General features: G+C 47.8%; 15 protein-coding genes. 2 read left to right on the plus strand and 13 right to left on the minus strand.

Annotated features, from left to right (window positions below; genetic code table 11):
* Positions 1-21: 21 nt before the first annotated feature.
* Entirely contained in the window at positions 22-1,383 is a 1,362-nt protein-coding gene (locus BN3656_RS14530) for an MATE family efflux transporter (RefSeq protein WP_066549584.1), read from the minus strand.
* Entirely contained in the window at positions 1,371-3,161 is a 1,791-nt protein-coding gene (gene pepF, locus BN3656_RS14535) for an oligoendopeptidase F (RefSeq protein ID WP_066549585.1), read from the minus strand. The genes BN3656_RS14530 and pepF overlap by 13 nt, the downstream gene beginning before the upstream one ends.
* A gap of 173 nt (positions 3,162-3,334) precedes the next feature.
* On the opposite strand from pepF, the gene BN3656_RS14540 reads away from it, so the two are divergent.
* Together BN3656_RS14540 and BN3656_RS14545 are read left to right on the plus strand one after the other, a co-directional pair.
* The gene (locus BN3656_RS14540) at positions 3,335-4,054 is read left to right on the plus strand and encodes a hypothetical protein (RefSeq protein ID WP_066549586.1); all 720 of its coding nucleotides are present in this window, start codon (positions 3,335-3,337) and stop codon (positions 4,052-4,054) included.
* Positions 4,055-4,279: 225 nt separating this feature from the next.
* A complete protein-coding gene (locus BN3656_RS14545; RefSeq protein ID WP_066549588.1) occupies positions 4,280-5,302 on the plus strand; it encodes a PTS sugar transporter subunit IIC in 1,023 nt (340 codons plus the stop codon).
* 59 nt (positions 5,303-5,361) lie between these two features.
* Here BN3656_RS14545 and BN3656_RS14550 read toward each other — a convergent pair whose 3' ends face one another.
* The 11 genes from BN3656_RS14550 to BN3656_RS14600 all read right to left on the minus strand — a co-directional run bounded on the left by BN3656_RS14550 (position 5,362) and on the right by BN3656_RS14600 (position 16,217).
* Entirely contained in the window at positions 5,362-6,195 is an 834-nt protein-coding gene (locus BN3656_RS14550; protein ID WP_066549592.1) for a DegV family protein, read from the minus strand.
* A gap of 100 nt (positions 6,196-6,295) precedes the next feature.
* A complete protein-coding gene (locus tag BN3656_RS14555) occupies positions 6,296-6,661 on the minus strand; it encodes a NifB/NifX family molybdenum-iron cluster-binding protein (RefSeq protein WP_066549594.1) in 366 nt (121 codons plus the stop codon).
* Between the two features lie 4 nt (positions 6,662-6,665).
* Positions 6,666-7,541 carry a 4Fe-4S binding protein gene (locus tag BN3656_RS14560; RefSeq protein ID WP_066549596.1) on the minus strand — a complete coding sequence of 292 codons (876 nt, stop codon included), beginning with the start codon at positions 7,539-7,541 and terminating at the stop codon, positions 6,666-6,668.
* Positions 7,538-8,362, minus strand: coding sequence for a 4Fe-4S binding protein (locus BN3656_RS14565; RefSeq protein ID WP_066549600.1), 825 nt, complete (start codon positions 8,360-8,362; stop codon positions 7,538-7,540). The genes BN3656_RS14560 and BN3656_RS14565 overlap by 4 nt, the downstream gene beginning before the upstream one ends.
* A complete protein-coding gene (locus BN3656_RS14570; RefSeq protein ID WP_081422976.1) occupies positions 8,359-9,084 on the minus strand; it encodes a DUF134 domain-containing protein in 726 nt (241 codons plus the stop codon). The genes BN3656_RS14565 and BN3656_RS14570 overlap by 4 nt, the downstream gene beginning before the upstream one ends.
* 167 nt (positions 9,085-9,251) lie before the next feature.
* A complete protein-coding gene (locus tag BN3656_RS14575) occupies positions 9,252-10,226 on the minus strand; it encodes an MBL fold metallo-hydrolase (protein ID WP_167544888.1) in 975 nt (324 codons plus the stop codon).
* A 1-nt stretch (position 10,227) separates the two neighbouring features.
* Complete coding sequence (locus BN3656_RS14580; protein WP_066549608.1) at positions 10,228-11,475, minus strand: CaiB/BaiF CoA-transferase family protein; 1,248 nt, start codon at positions 11,473-11,475, stop codon at positions 10,228-10,230.
* Between the two features lie 28 nt (positions 11,476-11,503).
* The gene (locus BN3656_RS14585; RefSeq protein ID WP_066549611.1) at positions 11,504-12,685 is read right to left on the minus strand and encodes an electron transfer flavoprotein subunit alpha/FixB family protein; all 1,182 of its coding nucleotides are present in this window, start codon (positions 12,683-12,685) and stop codon (positions 11,504-11,506) included.
* Positions 12,686-12,705: 20 nt separating this feature from the next.
* On the minus strand, positions 12,706-13,491 hold the full coding sequence (gene etfB / locus BN3656_RS14590) for an electron transfer flavoprotein subunit beta (RefSeq protein ID WP_066549612.1): 786 nt from the start codon (positions 13,489-13,491) through the stop codon (positions 12,706-12,708).
* 14 nt (positions 13,492-13,505) lie between these two features.
* Complete coding sequence (locus BN3656_RS14595) at positions 13,506-14,645, minus strand: acyl-CoA dehydrogenase family protein (RefSeq protein ID WP_066549614.1); 1,140 nt, start codon at positions 14,643-14,645, stop codon at positions 13,506-13,508.
* 12 nt (positions 14,646-14,657) lie between these two features.
* Positions 14,658-16,217, minus strand: coding sequence for an AMP-binding protein (locus BN3656_RS14600; protein WP_066549618.1), 1,560 nt, complete (start codon positions 16,215-16,217; stop codon positions 14,658-14,660).
* Positions 16,218-16,302 lie beyond the last annotated feature (85 nt).

The following is a 16,302-nucleotide window of genomic DNA, read 5'->3' on the forward strand; positions in this document are numbered from 1 at the left end:
TTTTAAAATTGATCCGGTCTGTTAAATGACCTTCCTCCCCATCCATTTTCCTGATAAATACCAGACAAAGGAAATCAGGTAATTGGCCGCCCAGCCCATGGGTACGGCATACCATACTGCAGCCACACCCCAGACAGGTGCCAAAAGGAAGGCCGCAGATACACGGATCCCTAGATTAACCAGATTGGCAATGGTAAATACGATCATATCTCCTGCACCGCGCAGAACGCCGTCCGTACAGGCCTTTAAACCGATCAGTGCGAAAAACCAGCCAATAAAGGACAGATATCCCGTTCCTGTCACATAGGCCTCTGAGGTCATATCGCCTCCCAGAAACGCTGCAATGATCGGCCCGTTCCACAGATTCACTATGACTGCGATGATCACAGCAAAAGCAGCGATCATCCCATAGCCGGAACGATATCCCATTTTCACCCGGTCCATCCGGCCCGCGCCGATATTCTGTGCTGTAAAGGTAGCTACCGCATTTCCAACGGCGATCATAGGCACGATGCAGATGGACTCAATGCGCCCTCCTGCAGAATATCCGGCCAGAGCGCCGGAACCGAATCCATTGACAACAGACTGGACTAACAGCATACCAATGGATACAATGGACTGCTGAAGGATAGACGGAAGGGCAATTTTCGTACCGTTTTCCAGCATTCCTGTGTCATACCGTCTGAATGCATCCGACGGATATTCCTTTAATTTGCGCACCAGAAGCCACAGAGAGATCAGCGCGGAAACTCCCTGCGAAAACACAGTAGCCGCTGCCGCTCCGTCTACCCCCATTCCCAACACAGTAATGGAAAAAATATCCAGTCCCACATTGAGAAGAGAAGAAAAGATCAGCAGATACAGCGGCGTCTTTGAATCCCCCATAGCATTAAACATAGCTGCCAGTACATTGTACATAAAAAGAAAGGGGAGCCCCAGAAAATAAATCCCCAGGTACAATTTTGCCTGCTCCATAATATTTTCAGGAGTCTGCAGCGCCCTCAGAAAGGTATCATTTAAAAGAAAGCCCGTTCCCCCAAGTATGATACTGACAAGTAAAAATGTAATTAAGGCGGTAGAAATAGATGTTTTCAGCCGGGTATAGTCCCTGGCTCCCAGATATTGAGAGGTCAGAACCGATGCTCCGTTTCCTCCGCCAATGGCAATCATAATAAATACGTTTGTAAGAGCATAGGATGCTCCCACTGCCGCCAGAGCCTCCTGCCCCAGATAATTTCCAACGATCATGGAATCCGCCATATTGTAAAACTGCTGAAACAGATTTCCAAGGATCAGAGGGACAGCAAAGAAAAACAGCCGGATCCCCGGTGCTCCCGCAGTCAGGTCTTTTGTCCTTTTCCCTTCTTTTGTCATTTCATGCATACCTCAAACTCATCTAAAAGCTCTTCAAAAAACTCCAGCGCCTGCTCAATGGGCCTGCTCTGGGACATATCCACACCGCAAAGCTTTAAAAGCTCCACCGGCTCCATACTGCAGCCGCCGCTTAAAAACCGTTTATAACCTTCTAAGATCCCCGGCTCTCCTTCCATGATCCGGCGGCTGATGGCAATGGCAGCTGAAAAACCAGTGGCATACTGATAAACGTAAAAAGGAGTGTAGAAATGAGGGATACGCTCCCACTCATAGCTGATTTCCGGATCTGAAACCATATCCGGCCCAAAATAGTCCTCATTTAATTTCCCGTAAATCCCGCAGAGGGCTTCCGAATTCAGGCTCTCTCCTGATGCTCCCATCTCATGAACCCTCTGTTCAAACTCCGCAAACATGGTCTGGCGGAACAGAGTGGTCCGAAAGCTTTCCAGAAAATGATTTAAAAGATAGGCCCGTTCCTTCTTGTCCGTACACTTCTCAAGCAGATGGCGGATCAAAAGAGCCTCATTGCAGGTGGATGCCACCTCTGCCACAAAAATCTTATATCCAGCATAAATGTAGGGCTGGCTTTCATTGGAATACCAGGTGTGAATGGCATGTCCCATCTCATGAGCCAGGGTAAAAACATCCTTTAAGGTGCCGTGAAAATTTAAGAGCACATAGGGATGACAGCCATAAATCCCCCAGGAATAGGCCCCGCTTCTCTTTCCTTCATTTTCATATACATCGATCCAGCGGTTCCCAAAGCCCTCCTCAAGCAGGGACAGATACTCCTTTCCCATGGGAGCCAGCCCCTCTTTTACCATTTTCTTTGCCTCTTCAAAGGTATAATGTTTATCTGCCTCGGACACCAGCGGAACATAGACGTCATACATATGAAGCTCGTTTAATTTAAGAAGCTTTTTTCGCAGGGAAATATAGCGGTGAAGCACAGGAAGTCCCTTCCTTACAGATGAGATCAGACGGTCATATACCGCCTCCGGCACTTCATTTGCACTGAGAAAATATTCCCGGCTGGAACTGTATTTTCTGGCTTTTGCATAAAATACAGCCTGCTTTACATTCGCCCCAAAGGCGGCTGCCAGTGTGTTGGAATATTGCCTGTATACACCATACAGACTTTGAAATGCTTCCCTGCGGATCCTGCGGTCCGGATGCTCCATCAGGGAAATATAGGTTCCATGGGTTACAGAAATCTCTCTCCCATCCGTTCCTCTAATGGACGGGAAACGTACATCTGCATTGTTGAACATACGAAAGACCTGACTGCCTCCCTGTGTGGCATCCTGAGCAGCAGCTAAAAGAGCTTCCATCTCATCTGACAGCGTATGATCCTTTCTCTTGATCAGCTGGCTTAACAGCCTGTCATAGAGTACAAGTCCATTTCCCGATTTTCGAAACGCATCCATCTGCTCATCCGGAATGGCCAGAATCTCCGGCACCATATAGGAAGACAGTTCTGCAGCCCGAACGGAAAGGCTCTGAGCCCTTGAAACCATATCCTGATACTGCTGTCCGGCCGTATCTTCATCGGAACGCATCCTGGCGTATACATACAGCCGTTCTATCTTCTGTGAAATATCATCGTCAAATTTCAGTCCCTCTAAAAGCCGTTGTGCCGACTGTCCCAGTGTTCCCTTAAACTCCTGATAGCGGTCTGCTTCCCTGGATACTTCTTCATACAGCCGTTCCCAGGTCTCCTGGTTCTCTATCATGTCCTCCAGCCTCCAGGCAGCTTCCTCTGGAATCTCATTTCTCTTTCTCGTCATAAGACCTTCTGGCTCCTTCCTTTGCAAAATCATTCCTTATTCTATCACATATCTTAACGAAAATGTCAGAAATTATTATAAAATAGTCAAAAGAAAGTCATCGATTTTGTAATATCTATCCGTTATAATCATATATGAAAAAAGAAAAGCAAACTCAAAAGGAGATTTTAATTATGAGAAAGAGATTTATTACCACAGCAGCAATGGCAGCCATTACAGCAGCAATGTTATTAAACGGATGCGGCAGCACCCAGACTAATACCACCTCTGCTGCCCAGACAGAAACTGAAAGCTCTTCTGCCGAAACAGAACCTGAAACCACAGCACCTGAGACAACCGAAGGCGAAACAGAAGCACAGGCAGAGGATGTGATCCGCACAGAGGCTGTTTATGTAAAGGACAGCGAATTTGCCACTGAAGGAACTCTGGTATTCCACAATGATACGATGGGAGATTTTATCTGCCACATCAGTGATTTCACCGTTTTGCCTGAGGAATTAAAGGACGGTGAAACCTATGTGGTAAGCCATTCCATGGTTATGGCTATGTCTTTCCCAGGCCAGCTTCCTCAGGTATATTCCATCCGCACCACAGATGATACCTACCGTGATTCTGTGGGCACAGTAATGACGGTTGAGGAAGAAAGTATCCTTTTTGAGCGTATGGATGGTTCTCAGTTTATGATCAATAAGGACAGCTTAGGAGACACGGAAGTAAAAGAAGGCGATCTGTGCGTAGTAAGCCATACAGAGATGATGACTCGCTCTATGCCCGGAACCTATATGGAAGTAAATCGTGTAGATGTGCTTCCTCAGGCAGAGGAAGAAGCCGCAGAGGTTCCTGCCGAAACACTTACAGAAGCAATCGAAATCGAATCCTCAAAAGCAGAATAATTGAATTTCTGAATTACGCAAATACCTCCCTGGTTCACAGATTTGTTCCGTTGGTGATCCAGGGAGGTATTTTATTGTTATTTTCTTAACGATATCTTTGAAAATCCTTCAAAAACCTTGCATTTTTATAAATATATGATAAAATCCCTAGCGAATCCTGCCAAACCCAGGCCCGGCCGAAGGGCTCTGTGTCTGGGTTGTGGCAGAAAAAAGGGAGGATCTATCATGTCAGCAGCCAGTATTAAAGCTTTCCTCAAACGGAAAAATGTAAACATCACTGTCCAGACATACCTCATTGATGCCCTTGGAGCAATGGCTTTCGGTCTTTTTGCTTCCCTTCTCATCGGCACCATTTTCGGTACTCTGGGCGAACAGTTCCACATCGAAATTTTTAATGTAATCGCAGAATATGCCAAAAGCGCCACCGGAGCAGCCTTGGGTATTGCCATTGCTCACGCGTTAAAGGCGCCCCAGCTGGTGCTTTTTTCCGCCGCAACTGTAGGTATCGCCGGAAATGCCCTCGGAGGCCCTGTAGGCGCCCTGGTTGCCACCATTATAGCCGCAGAGCTGGGTAAAATCGTATCTAAGGAAACTCGGCTGGATATTCTGGTTACTCCGGGCGTCACCATTATCTTTGGCGTACTGGTCGCTCAGTTTGTGGGTCCCGGCGTTGCGGGCTTTATGAACTGGTTCGGCAATCTTGTAAAGACAGCCACAGAAATGCAGCCTTTTATCATGGGCATCCTTGTCTCCGCTCTGATCGGTATTGCCCTTACGCTTCCCATCAGCAGCGCCGCTATCTGTATCGCCCTTTCTTTGGACGGTCTGGCCGGCGGCGCCGCTACCGCAGGCTGCTGTGCCCAGATGATCGGCTTTGCGGTTATGAGCTACCGTGAAAATAAAATCGGCGGCCTTATGGCTCAGGGGCTGGGGACCAGTATGCTGCAGATGGGGAACATTGTATTGAACCCACGCATCTGGATCCCGCCCACACTGGCTTCCATGATCACCGGCCCCATTGCCACCATGGTATTTAAGCTGGAAAATATCCCTGCCGGCTCCGGTATGGGAACCTGCGGGCTTGTGGGCCCCATCGGCATCTACACTGCCATGGGCAGCGGCGCCAATATGTGGCTTGGAATCCTTCTTGTCTGCTTTGTACTTCCTGCCATTCTTACCTTTATCTTCGGAGAAGCCCTTCGGAAAATGGGCTGGATCAAAGAAGGCGATTTAAAACTGGATCTGTAAATCAAAAAACTCCCGGCATACCAAACATCCATGGTCTGCCGGGAGTTTTTATCATTCCGTTATCGTTCAATATACTGAATGGCAATACATTTTGGCCCGCTCTGGGCCACAAATACAGGGCTCAGTTCCAAAATATGAATCTCCAGTCCTGTAAATGCTGTTTCAAACATGGTACGGATGCTTTCTGCTTCTTTTATTGCAGCGGCGTGAACAATATACAGGATATGACCTTCGCCAATCCCCTTCTGCTTCATATATTCCATCACTCCGTTTACCGCGGCAGACATGGTGCGCTTGACAAAAAATTTGTCAATCCGGGTTCCGTCTTTTGTAAGCTTCATCACAGGTTTTAATTTAAGCACAGAACCAAGGGCAGCAGCCACAGGAGTCAGCCTTCCGCCCCGTTTCAAAAAAGAAAAATCCTGCGGGATCAGAAAGGATTCCGTCTTTTCCGCAGCCTCTTTTAACCACGTAAGGATTTCAGAAGCACTTTTTCCCTCTTCCTTCATCCTCTGGGCCCGTTCCACTAGATACCGGTGGGGACCGCACAGAGTCCTGCTGTTAAACACCGTAATTCTCTCTTTGTTATCTGCCATCTCTCTGGCACTGCATGCACCGTGATGGGTACCCGACAGGCCGTCTGCAATGGAAATATGGATAATCTCATCCTGAGGATATCTGGCATATGCATCCAGCACCTCCCCGATAGGAGGCTGTGAGGATCTTGGCACCTGCCCTTCCTCAATCCGCCGGTAAAAATCCTCCATATCAATCTGCAGATCCCGGCCTTCCAGCTCTCCAATATGTATGCACAGGGGAATCGCTTCAAACCCTGCTGCCTTCGCCTCATCTTCTGTATACATCACAGAAGAATCCGTTATAATCTGTACCACATTCAATTCCTCCGCCCTATAATCTGGTTTTAAAAACTACATATTATAGTTTGCAATATTTGTCCGTAAATGTCAATAGGCGGAGGATAAAATCATGAAGTTAGTGGTGCTCGCCGCACTCATGAACATGCTCATGGTTGTGGCAGACAGAGCCTGTGGAAATCAGTTCTCCCTTCAGGTAGGTCTCTACTGCGGTTCTTGCATCACCCTGAACGCCTACGATGATCTCAACGCCTCTCTCATTAAAAATATCCACAGCGCCTCCGCCCATTCCGCCGGAGATGATCACCTGAGCGCCGTTATCAGCCAGGAAATTTGGCAGAAAGCCGGGACGATGGCCCGGATTGGGGACGGAATTTTCGGCTGTGATCTTGCCGTCCTCTGTATCAAAAAAGATAAAATTCTCACAATGTCCAAAATGTCCGGCAACCTCGCTGCCCATAGCTGCTACTGCAATTTTCATAATCTTCTTACTCCTTTTCTTCTTTCTTTAACAATCGGTTTACAGTTTCATATATATTTTTCAACGCCTCTCTGGCAGGACAGTCTATATCTGCAATACTTTTTCCTGCATTCACTGCCAAAGCTGCGTTTTTATCATAAGGGATCATTCCTGCAAATGGAATATTCTCTTCCCCGCAGAATATCTTTATCTTTTCCGTGTGCTCCGGGCTTACATCCCATTTATTCACACAGACCGCCAAACTTGCCTGAAAGGTTCTGGCAGTTTTTACCAGCCGTTTTAAATCGCTGATTCCCGACTGGCTGGGCTCTGCCACGATCAGTACCAAATCCATCCCGTTTACAGATGCAATTACGGGACAGCCGATTCCGGGAGAGCCGTCAATCACAGCCAGCTCTGTCTCAGGGGCGTGTTTCAGCATAGCCATTTTCACATCCGTTACCAGCTTTCCGGAATTTCCCCGGCCCATTTTCAGGATGGCTGTAGAAAAGACACTCTCATCCAGATACAGCTCTTTTCTGCCGGCCACGTCCTCCGTCAGCCTTACTGCCTTCTGAGGGCATACATATGCACATACCCCGCAGCCCTCGCAGGCATATTCATTTACCTTGTACACTTCCCCCTGCCGTTTCAGAGCGTCAAACCGGCAGTGAGACTCACAGAGCCCGCAGCCAATGCACCTGTCCGGATCAATAACCGCCTTTTCGCCTCCTAAAAAATCAGTGACCACAGGCGAAACCTCCGGCGTCATCACCAGATGGAGATTGGGCGCATCTACGTCGCAGTCTGCAATGGCCTTTGCCTGAGAAAAGCGGATAAATGCAGCCGCCGTGGTGGTCTTTCCGGTACCGCCCTTTCCGCTGAGGATCAAAAGACGCTTCATACGGCACCTCCTATCTGCTTTAACAGGTCCAAAAACAGCGCCTGAAGCTCTGGAATCTTTTCGCAAACAAGCTCTCCCTTTGCCGCCATAGCCCCGATCTTCGGATCATAAGGAATCCGTCCCAGAATCGGAAGGTCACGCTCCAGACAGAAGCGCTCCAAAGGTTCATAGGGAGTATCTTCCTTATTTATAAGCACGCCGCATTTTCTTCCCAAAAGGGTCACAAGCTCATAGACCATCTGGAAATTGTGAAAGCCAAAAGCCGTAGGCTCTGCCACCAGAACGCAGTAATCTGCATCCATCACACTTTCCATTACACTGCAGGCGCTTCCCGGAGGACCGTCAAGAATCGTCAGCCCCTCAGTCTGTTTTAGCGCCTCTCTGATGATGGGAATCCCGGAAGCCTCGCCCGGATTTAAGATTCCGGTCACGGTCTTGATCTCCCCGGCCCTCCCAATCTCCAGCTTTCCTATAGGCTTTTCCTTTTCTGTAACGGCATGTTCCGGACAGACCAGACTGCAGCCGCCGCAGCTGTGGCAGACCTCTGAAAATACCATTGGCTTTTTCCTGATGTACATCAGGGCGTGGAAGCGGCAGAATTCCACACATTTTTTACAGCCTGTACAGCGGTCAGGATCAAACTCCGGCAAAAGAGAACTTACGATTGTTTCTTTTATATCCTGTGGCTTCAGAAACAGGCGTCCGTTCGGCTCCTCTACATCGCAGTCAATGTACACCGCTCTTTTTGCCGCTGCTGCCAGATTCACTGCCGCCAGTGTTTTTCCTGCACCGCCTTTGCCGCTTAAACAGGCGATTTTCATTGTATTCCATGGTAGCCGCCGTGGAAATGGGTCAGCTCCTCAAGGGTTCCCGACTCCAAAGCAGCCAGATCATCCGCAGCGGCCTTATGTACGGATTGATAGATTTTTATATCAGCAGCCTTAAACACTTCCGCCGCATTCTCTCCGCAGCGCACGGTAATCAGGGCGTCTGCCCCGCTGTCTGCCAAAAACTGCGCTGCCTGGATCCCTGCACCTCCCTGGGCCGCAGCCGAAGGATTTTCCACGATTGTGTCCGTACCGTTTTCACGGAACAGAAAATAAGGCGCACGGGCCAGGACAATACATACATCCTGTTTATTTTCGTCCAATGGAACCGCGATTTTCATTCTGTTCTCCTCCTTTATTCCCTTTTGTGCGCAGTCCGGACGGTGCTTTTTGCAGCCTCCGCAGCCGCAGTACGCTTCCTCTCCGTCGCAAAGCTGGTAATCCCCGCCTTCAATGCGCAGAGGCAGACCGTCCACCAAAGCCTCTGCCAGCTTTTTTCTGGCAGAATTGTAGATCAGCTGAACCGTCGTTCTGGCCACCCTCATATAAGCGCTGCACTCCTCCTGTGAAAAGCCCTGTCTGTCGATCAGACGGATCGCTTCATACTCATCCACAGTCAGAACCACTGCCGGATTGCCGCACGCTCTGCCCGCAGGATAAAATTCCCTGATCCGCGGCATCTGACATACCTTCCGGCACTTTTTAGGCCTTGGCATTCTCTTCACCTCTTTCGGTTTATTTATGACATATGCCATTTATATTTGCAGTATAGCTCTGTTTGTGGCATATGTCAATAATAAAGTGCTTTAAAAAATAAAAACAGCTGGCATACAGCAAATAAAGAACATTTCTCTTTCTGCTGCATGCCAGCCTGTTTTAAGCTTTAATTTCCATATCTGTAAATATACGTTTCTTCCGGCCCTCCGGAACGGATCACCTCTCCCCGTTCCCACAGATACTGCAGATGGGCAAGAATTTCTGAGGTTGCCATCCACTGCATTACCAGCGGATAATCTTTAAAACATCCCTCCTTGTAGTACCATTTCACCTTTCCGGCTACTTCAAAGGCACACATGGGCTTTGTTGCCAGTACGCCTGTGATTTCATCCAGACGCTCCCTGTGATGTTCCAAAATCTCATCCACTCTTGTCTGTAAAGAAAGGACTTCACCCCGATGAGCGGGAAATACATGGCTTACGGGAAGATCCCGGATCTTTTCCAGATTTTTAATATAATTGGCCAGGGAATGATCCCCTTCCTCATAATAACCGATATTAGGGGTTATTTTATTCAACACATGATCGCCCGGAAAAAAGATTCCGCTTCCCTCGTCATAAAAACCGATCATTCCCGGCATATGGCCTTTCAGGTCAATCACCCGGAACCGGTATTTTCCATAGGAAAGCACATCCTGTTCCGCCACTGTACAGACCTTTTGGGAAGGAATCGGTACAGAAACATCGATCTGAGGGGGCATTTTCTTTAAAAGCCCCAGAGAAATCCCGCATTTTAAAAAGCTGTTTCTCATATACTCATCCCTGGATTTTGGATCCTGCCAGGTAATTTCCATACCGTCCCAGACACTGCAGACGATTCTGCCGAACCGTCTGTACAGATTCGGCAGATTGCCGCAGTGATCCCGGTGTGAATGGGTAAGAAGAATATCTGTGTTCCCGCAGCACAGTCCCAGTTCCTCTGCTGCATCCAAAAGAATCTGAGTACACTCCTCTGTCTCAAACCCTACATCTATGATGCAGCTTCTGTCCTGCCCTTTTATGATATAGCTGCTAAGTTCCTTTAAGGACGAGCCTTTCAGAGGCAGCTTCACTTCATAGATATCTTCTGCAACCTGCTTCACTTTACTTATTTTTTCTTTCATCGTTCCAGACAAAGAGAATTCCCTTATCCAGATAATCTTTAATCTGCTCGTCCGTATAGCCCAGATCCTTTAAGATTTCTGGTCCCTGCTCACCGATTAAAGGACCGCCCTTATATTCCGGAACACCCATTTCCTCAAATTTAACAGGAGGTCTTACCAGTGTTCTTGTGTTTCCGTTGGCATACTCCATCTTATACAGACAGTTGTTTGCCCATGCCTGCTCATCCTCCAGGATCTCGGTCCAGGACTGTGCAAGGCTGAATGCCACATCTGCTTCCTTTAAGATCGGCTGCCACTCAGCAGCTGTCTTCTTGCCCATAGCTTCCATACAGATATCATACATTTCCGTTCCAAGTCCCTTTGCCTGCAGGTTCTGGATCGGGAAGTATCTCTCATCATCGATCAGGTCTTCTCTGCCCAGAGCCTTCATGAACTGCTTATAGTACATATTGTAGTCAGGCATACAGGTCTGGATATATCTGTCATCTGCGGTTCTCCATGCGGAGTTAAATGGGTTTGCTCCCTCACGAATGTTGATTGGGTACTCTTTTGCAATTCCGTCATAGTTTGCAGCCTGGATCATCATACCCATGTTGTATACAGCGGTCTCAAACAAGCTGGTTTCAACCTTCTCGCCCTCTCCTGTCATCTTTGCATGGTACAGGGCAGCCAGAATTCCGGCAGCCAGGTTCATGGCTACGTTGTGATCGCCTACACCGGGAACTACGTTAAAGGGAACCGTACCTCTCTGGCGCAGGGAATCCAGGTATCCGCCTCTTGCAAAGAATGCGGTGAAGTCAAAGCCCGGCAGATCCTTATCTGGGCCGTACTCGCCGTAACCGGTAACGATCGCATAAACCAGCTTGGGGAATTTCACCTTCAGGGTTTCATAATCCAGTCCGGCTCTCTGGAGCGCCTGTACTCTCCAGTTGGTGATCAACACATCTGCATCCTCCAAAAGCTTAAAGAATGCTTCTTTTCCTTCCGGAGTCTTCATATTCAGGGAGATACATCTCTTGTTTCCGTTCTCCAGATCCCAGGTTGTATTCTCATACATATCCAGAGGTCTGCCCTCAGAAGGAGCGGTATGTCTTAAAGGATCGCCCTTTGCAGACTCAATTTTAATAACATCTGCGCCAAGGTCTGCCATAAAACGACCTGCTCCAGCAGCAGCAATAAATGTTGCCAGCTCAATAACTTTTACGCCCTCCAATAACTTCTTGCTCATAGTTATATCCTCCTTTACATTATTTGCTTTATTTGTCCAGCTCCTCAATAATAGCCGGGATTACCTTATACAGGTCGCCTACAATACCATAATCAGCGATTTCAAAAATCGGTGCATTCTCATTTGTATTGATGGCAATGATCTGCTCGGAATTCTGCATACCTGCTGCATGCTGGATCGCTCCTGAAATACCGCAGGCAATGTAAATCTTTGGCTTTACAGTAGTTCCTGTCTGGCCTACCTGGTATGCATGATCGATCCAGCCTGCATCTACAGCTGCTCTTGAGGCAGCTACGATACCGCCCAGCTTATCAGCCAGCTGCTTTAACAGATCAAAACCCTCTGCCTTTCCAAGTCCCATACCGCCGGATACGATAATATCTGCATCGGTAAGAGAAACGCTGTCCTTCATGGTTTTAACGATTTCCAGAACCTTGGTGCGGATATCGCCCTCTTTAAACTCTACATTCAGGCGGATCAGCTCGCCCTTGCGTCCTTCTTCAAATGCTGCCTTCTCCATAACGCCCGGTCTTACGGTAGACATCTGAGGACGATGGTTGGGGCATACGATGGTTGCCATTAAGTTTCCGCCAAATGCAGGACGTGTCTGCTTGATCTTCTTATCCTCCGGATCGATTTCCAGCCTTGTACAGTCAGCCGTCAGACCTGTATTTGCCTTTACTGCCAGACATGGTCCCAGATCACGGCCAATGTGAGTAGCGCCCAGTAAAACGATCTCAGGCTTGTATGCTTCGATGGCGTCATTAATTACCTTTGTATATGCATCTGTACGGTAGGTTGCAAGCTCCTCGTGATCTGCCACATATACCTTGTCAGCGCCATACTCAAACAGCTGATCTGCCAGCCTCTCTACATCTTTTCCGCAGAGAACGGCACACAGCTTGCAGCCGACCTCGGCAGCCAGCTTCTTTCCTTCGCCCAACAATTCAAAAACAACCGGCATGATCACGCCGTCTCTCTGCTCTGCAAATACCCATACATCCTTATATGCACTTAAATCCTTTACTTCACGCGCTTCTTCTGTTTTCTCAATAGCCTTGAAAGGACACTTTTCTACGCAGACGCCGCAGCCGGTACAGGAAGGCCCGATCACAGCCACCTTATTTTCCATGGTAATTGCTTCAAACGGACAATTCTTTACGCAGATGGAACAGCCTTTACATTTTTCTCTGATTACATTTACTGCCATTTTTTATACATCCTTTCCCTTTAGATATAGTGTTTCTCTCTCAGTTTTCCAACTAATGCAGCACTCATTTCCTGAACGGTTCCGCTTAACATCTCGCCTTTTCCCTTCTGAGGCGGTGTAAAGGAACGGAACACCTGGGTGGGGGATGCATTCAGTCCGCAGTCCTTTGGATCCAGCTCTACTGCATTGTGATCCCAGACTGTAATCTCCTTTTTATAAGCATCAACAATGCCTCCGATACTCATATATCTGGGCTGATTCAGTTCCTTCACTGCTGTTAAAAGACAGGGCATCTGTACCTCGATAATCTCATATCCATCCTCTAACTGTCTCTGTACAACTGCTTTTCCATCCTCTAACTTAATATCCTGAACATAGGTTACAACCGGCAGTCCCAGTCTCTGTGCTACCTGAGGACCAACCTGAGCTGTATCTCCGTCAATTGCCTGACGGCCTGCAAAAATCACATCTACATTGCCCACTTTGCGGATACCGGCAGCGATGGTTGTGGAAGTTGCACAGGTATCAGCGCCGCCGAATGCACGGTCGCTTAACAGATATGCCTCGTCGGCTCCCATTGCCAGACACTCCCTTAACATGTAGGTAGCCTGAGGCGGTCCCATGGTCAGAACAGCTACAGTAACATCAGGATTCTGGTCCTTGATCTGAAGAGCTGCCTCCAGAGCGTTTGCGTCGTCGGGATTTAAAATGCTGGGCACACCGTCACGAATCAGAGTTCCCTTAACCGGATCGATCTTTACTTCGTTGGTATCTGGCACCTGTTTTACACATACTAAAATTTTCATTCTCTCAGCTCCTCCTATTTCTTCAGCAATTTTCCTGCGATTACCATCTGCTGTACCTGGCTGGTACCTTCATAGATTGTAAATACGCGGCAGTCACGGTACATTCTCTCTACCTTGTAATCCTTGATAAAGCCGTATCCGCCATGAATCTGTACTGCCTTTCCTGCAATCTCGTTGCAGACCTCAGCTGCATAATATTTCGCCATGGATGCTGCCATAGATGCATCCTGATGAGTATCCATTAAGTATGCAGTCTTGTATACCAGATTTTTAGCTGCTTCCAGTTTTGTAGCCATATCAGCAATCATAAAGCTGATCGCCTGGAAATCTGCGATTCTTCTGCCAAACTGTTTTCTCTCTTTTGCGTACTTGATCGCCTCATCCAGAGCGCCCTGAGCCACACCGATGGACTGAGCTGCCACACCCAGACGTCCTGTATCCAGAGTCTTCATGGCATTGATAAAGCCTTTTCCTTCTTCGCCTAACAGATCGCTTTTATGTACTCTTACATTGTCCAGAATAATATCACTGGTAGCACAGCCGATCACGCCCATTTTATTCTCCGGCTTACCGCAGGAAACACCCGGAAGCTTCATATCTACAACAAATGCGGAAATGCCCTTGGTTCCCTTTGTCATATCTGTTTTTGCATAAATAACAGCCCAGTCAGCCAGAGGTGCCATGGTAATAAAAGTCTTGCGGCCATTTAAAATATAATAATCTCCATCCTTTACGGCTGTCGTTGTCATACCGCCTGCATCAGAACCTGCTCCCGGCTCTGTCAGAGCAAAGCAGACCTTCTTTTCACCCTTTACAACCGGTGTCAGATATTTTCTCTTCTGCTCCTCTGTTCCTGAAAGAAGGAACGGACCGCCGGACAGAGAGTTAGGAGAAGACACATAAATACTTGCCACACCGCTGACTCTTGCAAACTCTTCCATTACAATGACGTAGGAACGGGCATCTGCACCCTGTCCTCCATACTCCTTTGGAACCTTAATTCCGAAAAATCCGGCCTTTGCCATTTTATCCAGGATTTCCTCCGGGAACACCTCTTTTTCTTCCACTTCATCAAGGATCTCCTTGGTCAGTTCTGTTTCGGCAAACTCCCTGGCCAATTTCCTTACTAACTCATGCTGTTCTGTAAAATACATGTTTGCTCCTCCTTATTTTATATTTATCATCTCGCCAGCCTGAACCCGAAGGTCCTTTAAAACAACCTTTCCGCTGGCGTTGATTGGAAAACTCTCAAATGTGAGCACATATTTTGGCACTTTATAATCGGAGAGCCGGCTCTTTACATAGGCTCTTACCGCTTCTGCCTCGATCACAGTGCCTTCCTTTGGGATAATACACGCGGCAATCTCTTCCTGCAGCACTTTTGCGGGAATTCCTACCACTTTTACTTCGTTCACCTCCGGCAGTTCGCTGATGCAGTTCTCTATTTCGGCAGGAGAAATATTTTCTCCTGCCCGTATGATCATCTCCTTCAGTCTCCCGGTTACATGGAGGTATCCCTTTTCATCCATATATCCGATATCACCTGTATGCAGCCATCCATCCGGATCAACTGCCTTCCTGGTCTCCTCCAGACGTTTATAATATCCCTGCATCACATTATAGCCCCGAACCAGGATCTCTCCCTTTTGGAAGCTAAGCTCTACATCTGAAATAAGCCGTCCGGCTGTTACTGCCTTTTTCTTTACCGGATCCTCATAATCGGAAATAGCAATACAGGGGGACGCTTCCGTCTGTCCATAGGACACCTGGAGATGCTCCATATTCAGTTCCCTGCAGATCTCCTCATACTCAGCAGGCAGAATCGGTGACCCGGCAATAATTCCACTCTTCAGACTGGAAATATCGTACTGAGAACGGCATTGGTTATGAAGCAGCGCCAGAAACATAGTAGGAACACCATTTAAAACGGTACATTTGTGTTTTTCTACCTGCTCCAGTACCTCAATCGTCTTATAATACTTCAGCAGATGAGCCTGAGCCCCACTGTGCAGACAGGCCAGAATCCCGGCTGTAATTCCAAAGCAGTGAAACAGCGGAACAGAAATGCACAGACAGTCCTCACTGCTCCAGCGCATCCGGCGGGCAATCTCACCAGAATTGTTTACCAGGCTGAAATGGGACAGCATAACGCCCTTTGGCCGGCTGGTGGTACCTGAGGTAAACATAATACAGGCCGTATCCTCCGGCTTTACCAGTGCCTCTGCCTCTGAGAGAAGTACTCTCTCTTCGTCTGAAACCGTCTCAGGAAATAAATCTCTCCGGTACCATTTATCAGACGGGTCTGTCTCCAGAGGAATCCTCTTTTTCAGACAGGGAAGCGCCTGATCCGGGATTCTGTTTAACAGCTCTTCATATACTGTATTTTTACAGCCCATACCGTAAAACAGATAATCCACATCATTATCCCTCAGAATCTCTTCCAGTTCCCTTTCCTTATAACAGGTATTGATCAATACCGGTACGGCGCCAATCTTGCTGAGTGCAAAAAAACAGAATAACCAGTTTGGACTGTTTACACTCCATATGGCCCCATGGTTTCCTTTTCGGATTCCCAGGTTCAGATAACGGACTGCCAGAAAATCTGAAATCTCATCCACTTCCCTCCAGGTATACCGGTTGTCACGGTATCCGATGCCTGGAAGCGTCGGAGTCTCTGCAGCCCTCTCTCTTAACAGGGTTCCAATTGTTTTTGATACAAGACTCATGATTTCATCTCCCGCCAGCAGTTTTTTTGTATACTTGTATACCAGTTTATTTGTTTCAACAATGTTCCATTATACCACAGATGCA

Source organism: Clostridium sp. AT4 (assembly GCF_001517625.2).
Taxonomy (GTDB): Bacteria; Bacillota; Clostridia; order Lachnospirales; family Lachnospiraceae; genus Enterocloster.

Bases quoted from the DNA above. Each gene is read 5' to 3' on its own strand.
- BN3656_RS14530 (WP_066549584.1), bottom strand. From the start codon at position 1,383: ATGCATGAAATGACAAAAGAAGGGAAAAGGACAAAAGACCTGACTGCG.
- pepF (WP_066549585.1), bottom strand. From the start codon at position 3,161: ATGACGAGAAAGAGAAATGAGATTCCAGAGGAAGCTGCCTGGAGGCTG.
- BN3656_RS14540 (WP_066549586.1), top strand. From the start codon at position 3,335: ATGAGAAAGAGATTTATTACCACAGCAGCAATGGCAGCCATTACAGCA.
- BN3656_RS14545 (WP_066549588.1), top strand. From the start codon at position 4,280: ATGTCAGCAGCCAGTATTAAAGCTTTCCTCAAACGGAAAAATGTAAAC.
- BN3656_RS14560 (WP_066549596.1), bottom strand. From the start codon at position 7,541: ATGAAGCGTCTTTTGATCCTCAGCGGAAAGGGCGGTACCGGAAAGACC.
- BN3656_RS14565 (WP_066549600.1), bottom strand. From the start codon at position 8,362: ATGAAAATCGCCTGTTTAAGCGGCAAAGGCGGTGCAGGAAAAACACTG.
- BN3656_RS14570 (WP_081422976.1), bottom strand. From the start codon at position 9,084: ATGCCAAGGCCTAAAAAGTGCCGGAAGGTATGTCAGATGCCGCGGATC.
- BN3656_RS14580 (WP_066549608.1), bottom strand. From the start codon at position 11,475: ATGAGCAAGAAGTTATTGGAGGGCGTAAAAGTTATTGAGCTGGCAACA.
- BN3656_RS14585 (WP_066549611.1), bottom strand. From the start codon at position 12,685: ATGGCAGTAAATGTAATCAGAGAAAAATGTAAAGGCTGTTCCATCTGC.
- etfB (WP_066549612.1), bottom strand. From the start codon at position 13,491: ATGAAAATTTTAGTATGTGTAAAACAGGTGCCAGATACCAACGAAGTA.
- BN3656_RS14595 (WP_066549614.1), bottom strand. From the start codon at position 14,645: ATGTATTTTACAGAACAGCATGAGTTAGTAAGGAAATTGGCCAGGGAG.
- BN3656_RS14600 (WP_066549618.1), bottom strand. From the start codon at position 16,217: ATGAGTCTTGTATCAAAAACAATTGGAACCCTGTTAAGAGAGAGGGCT.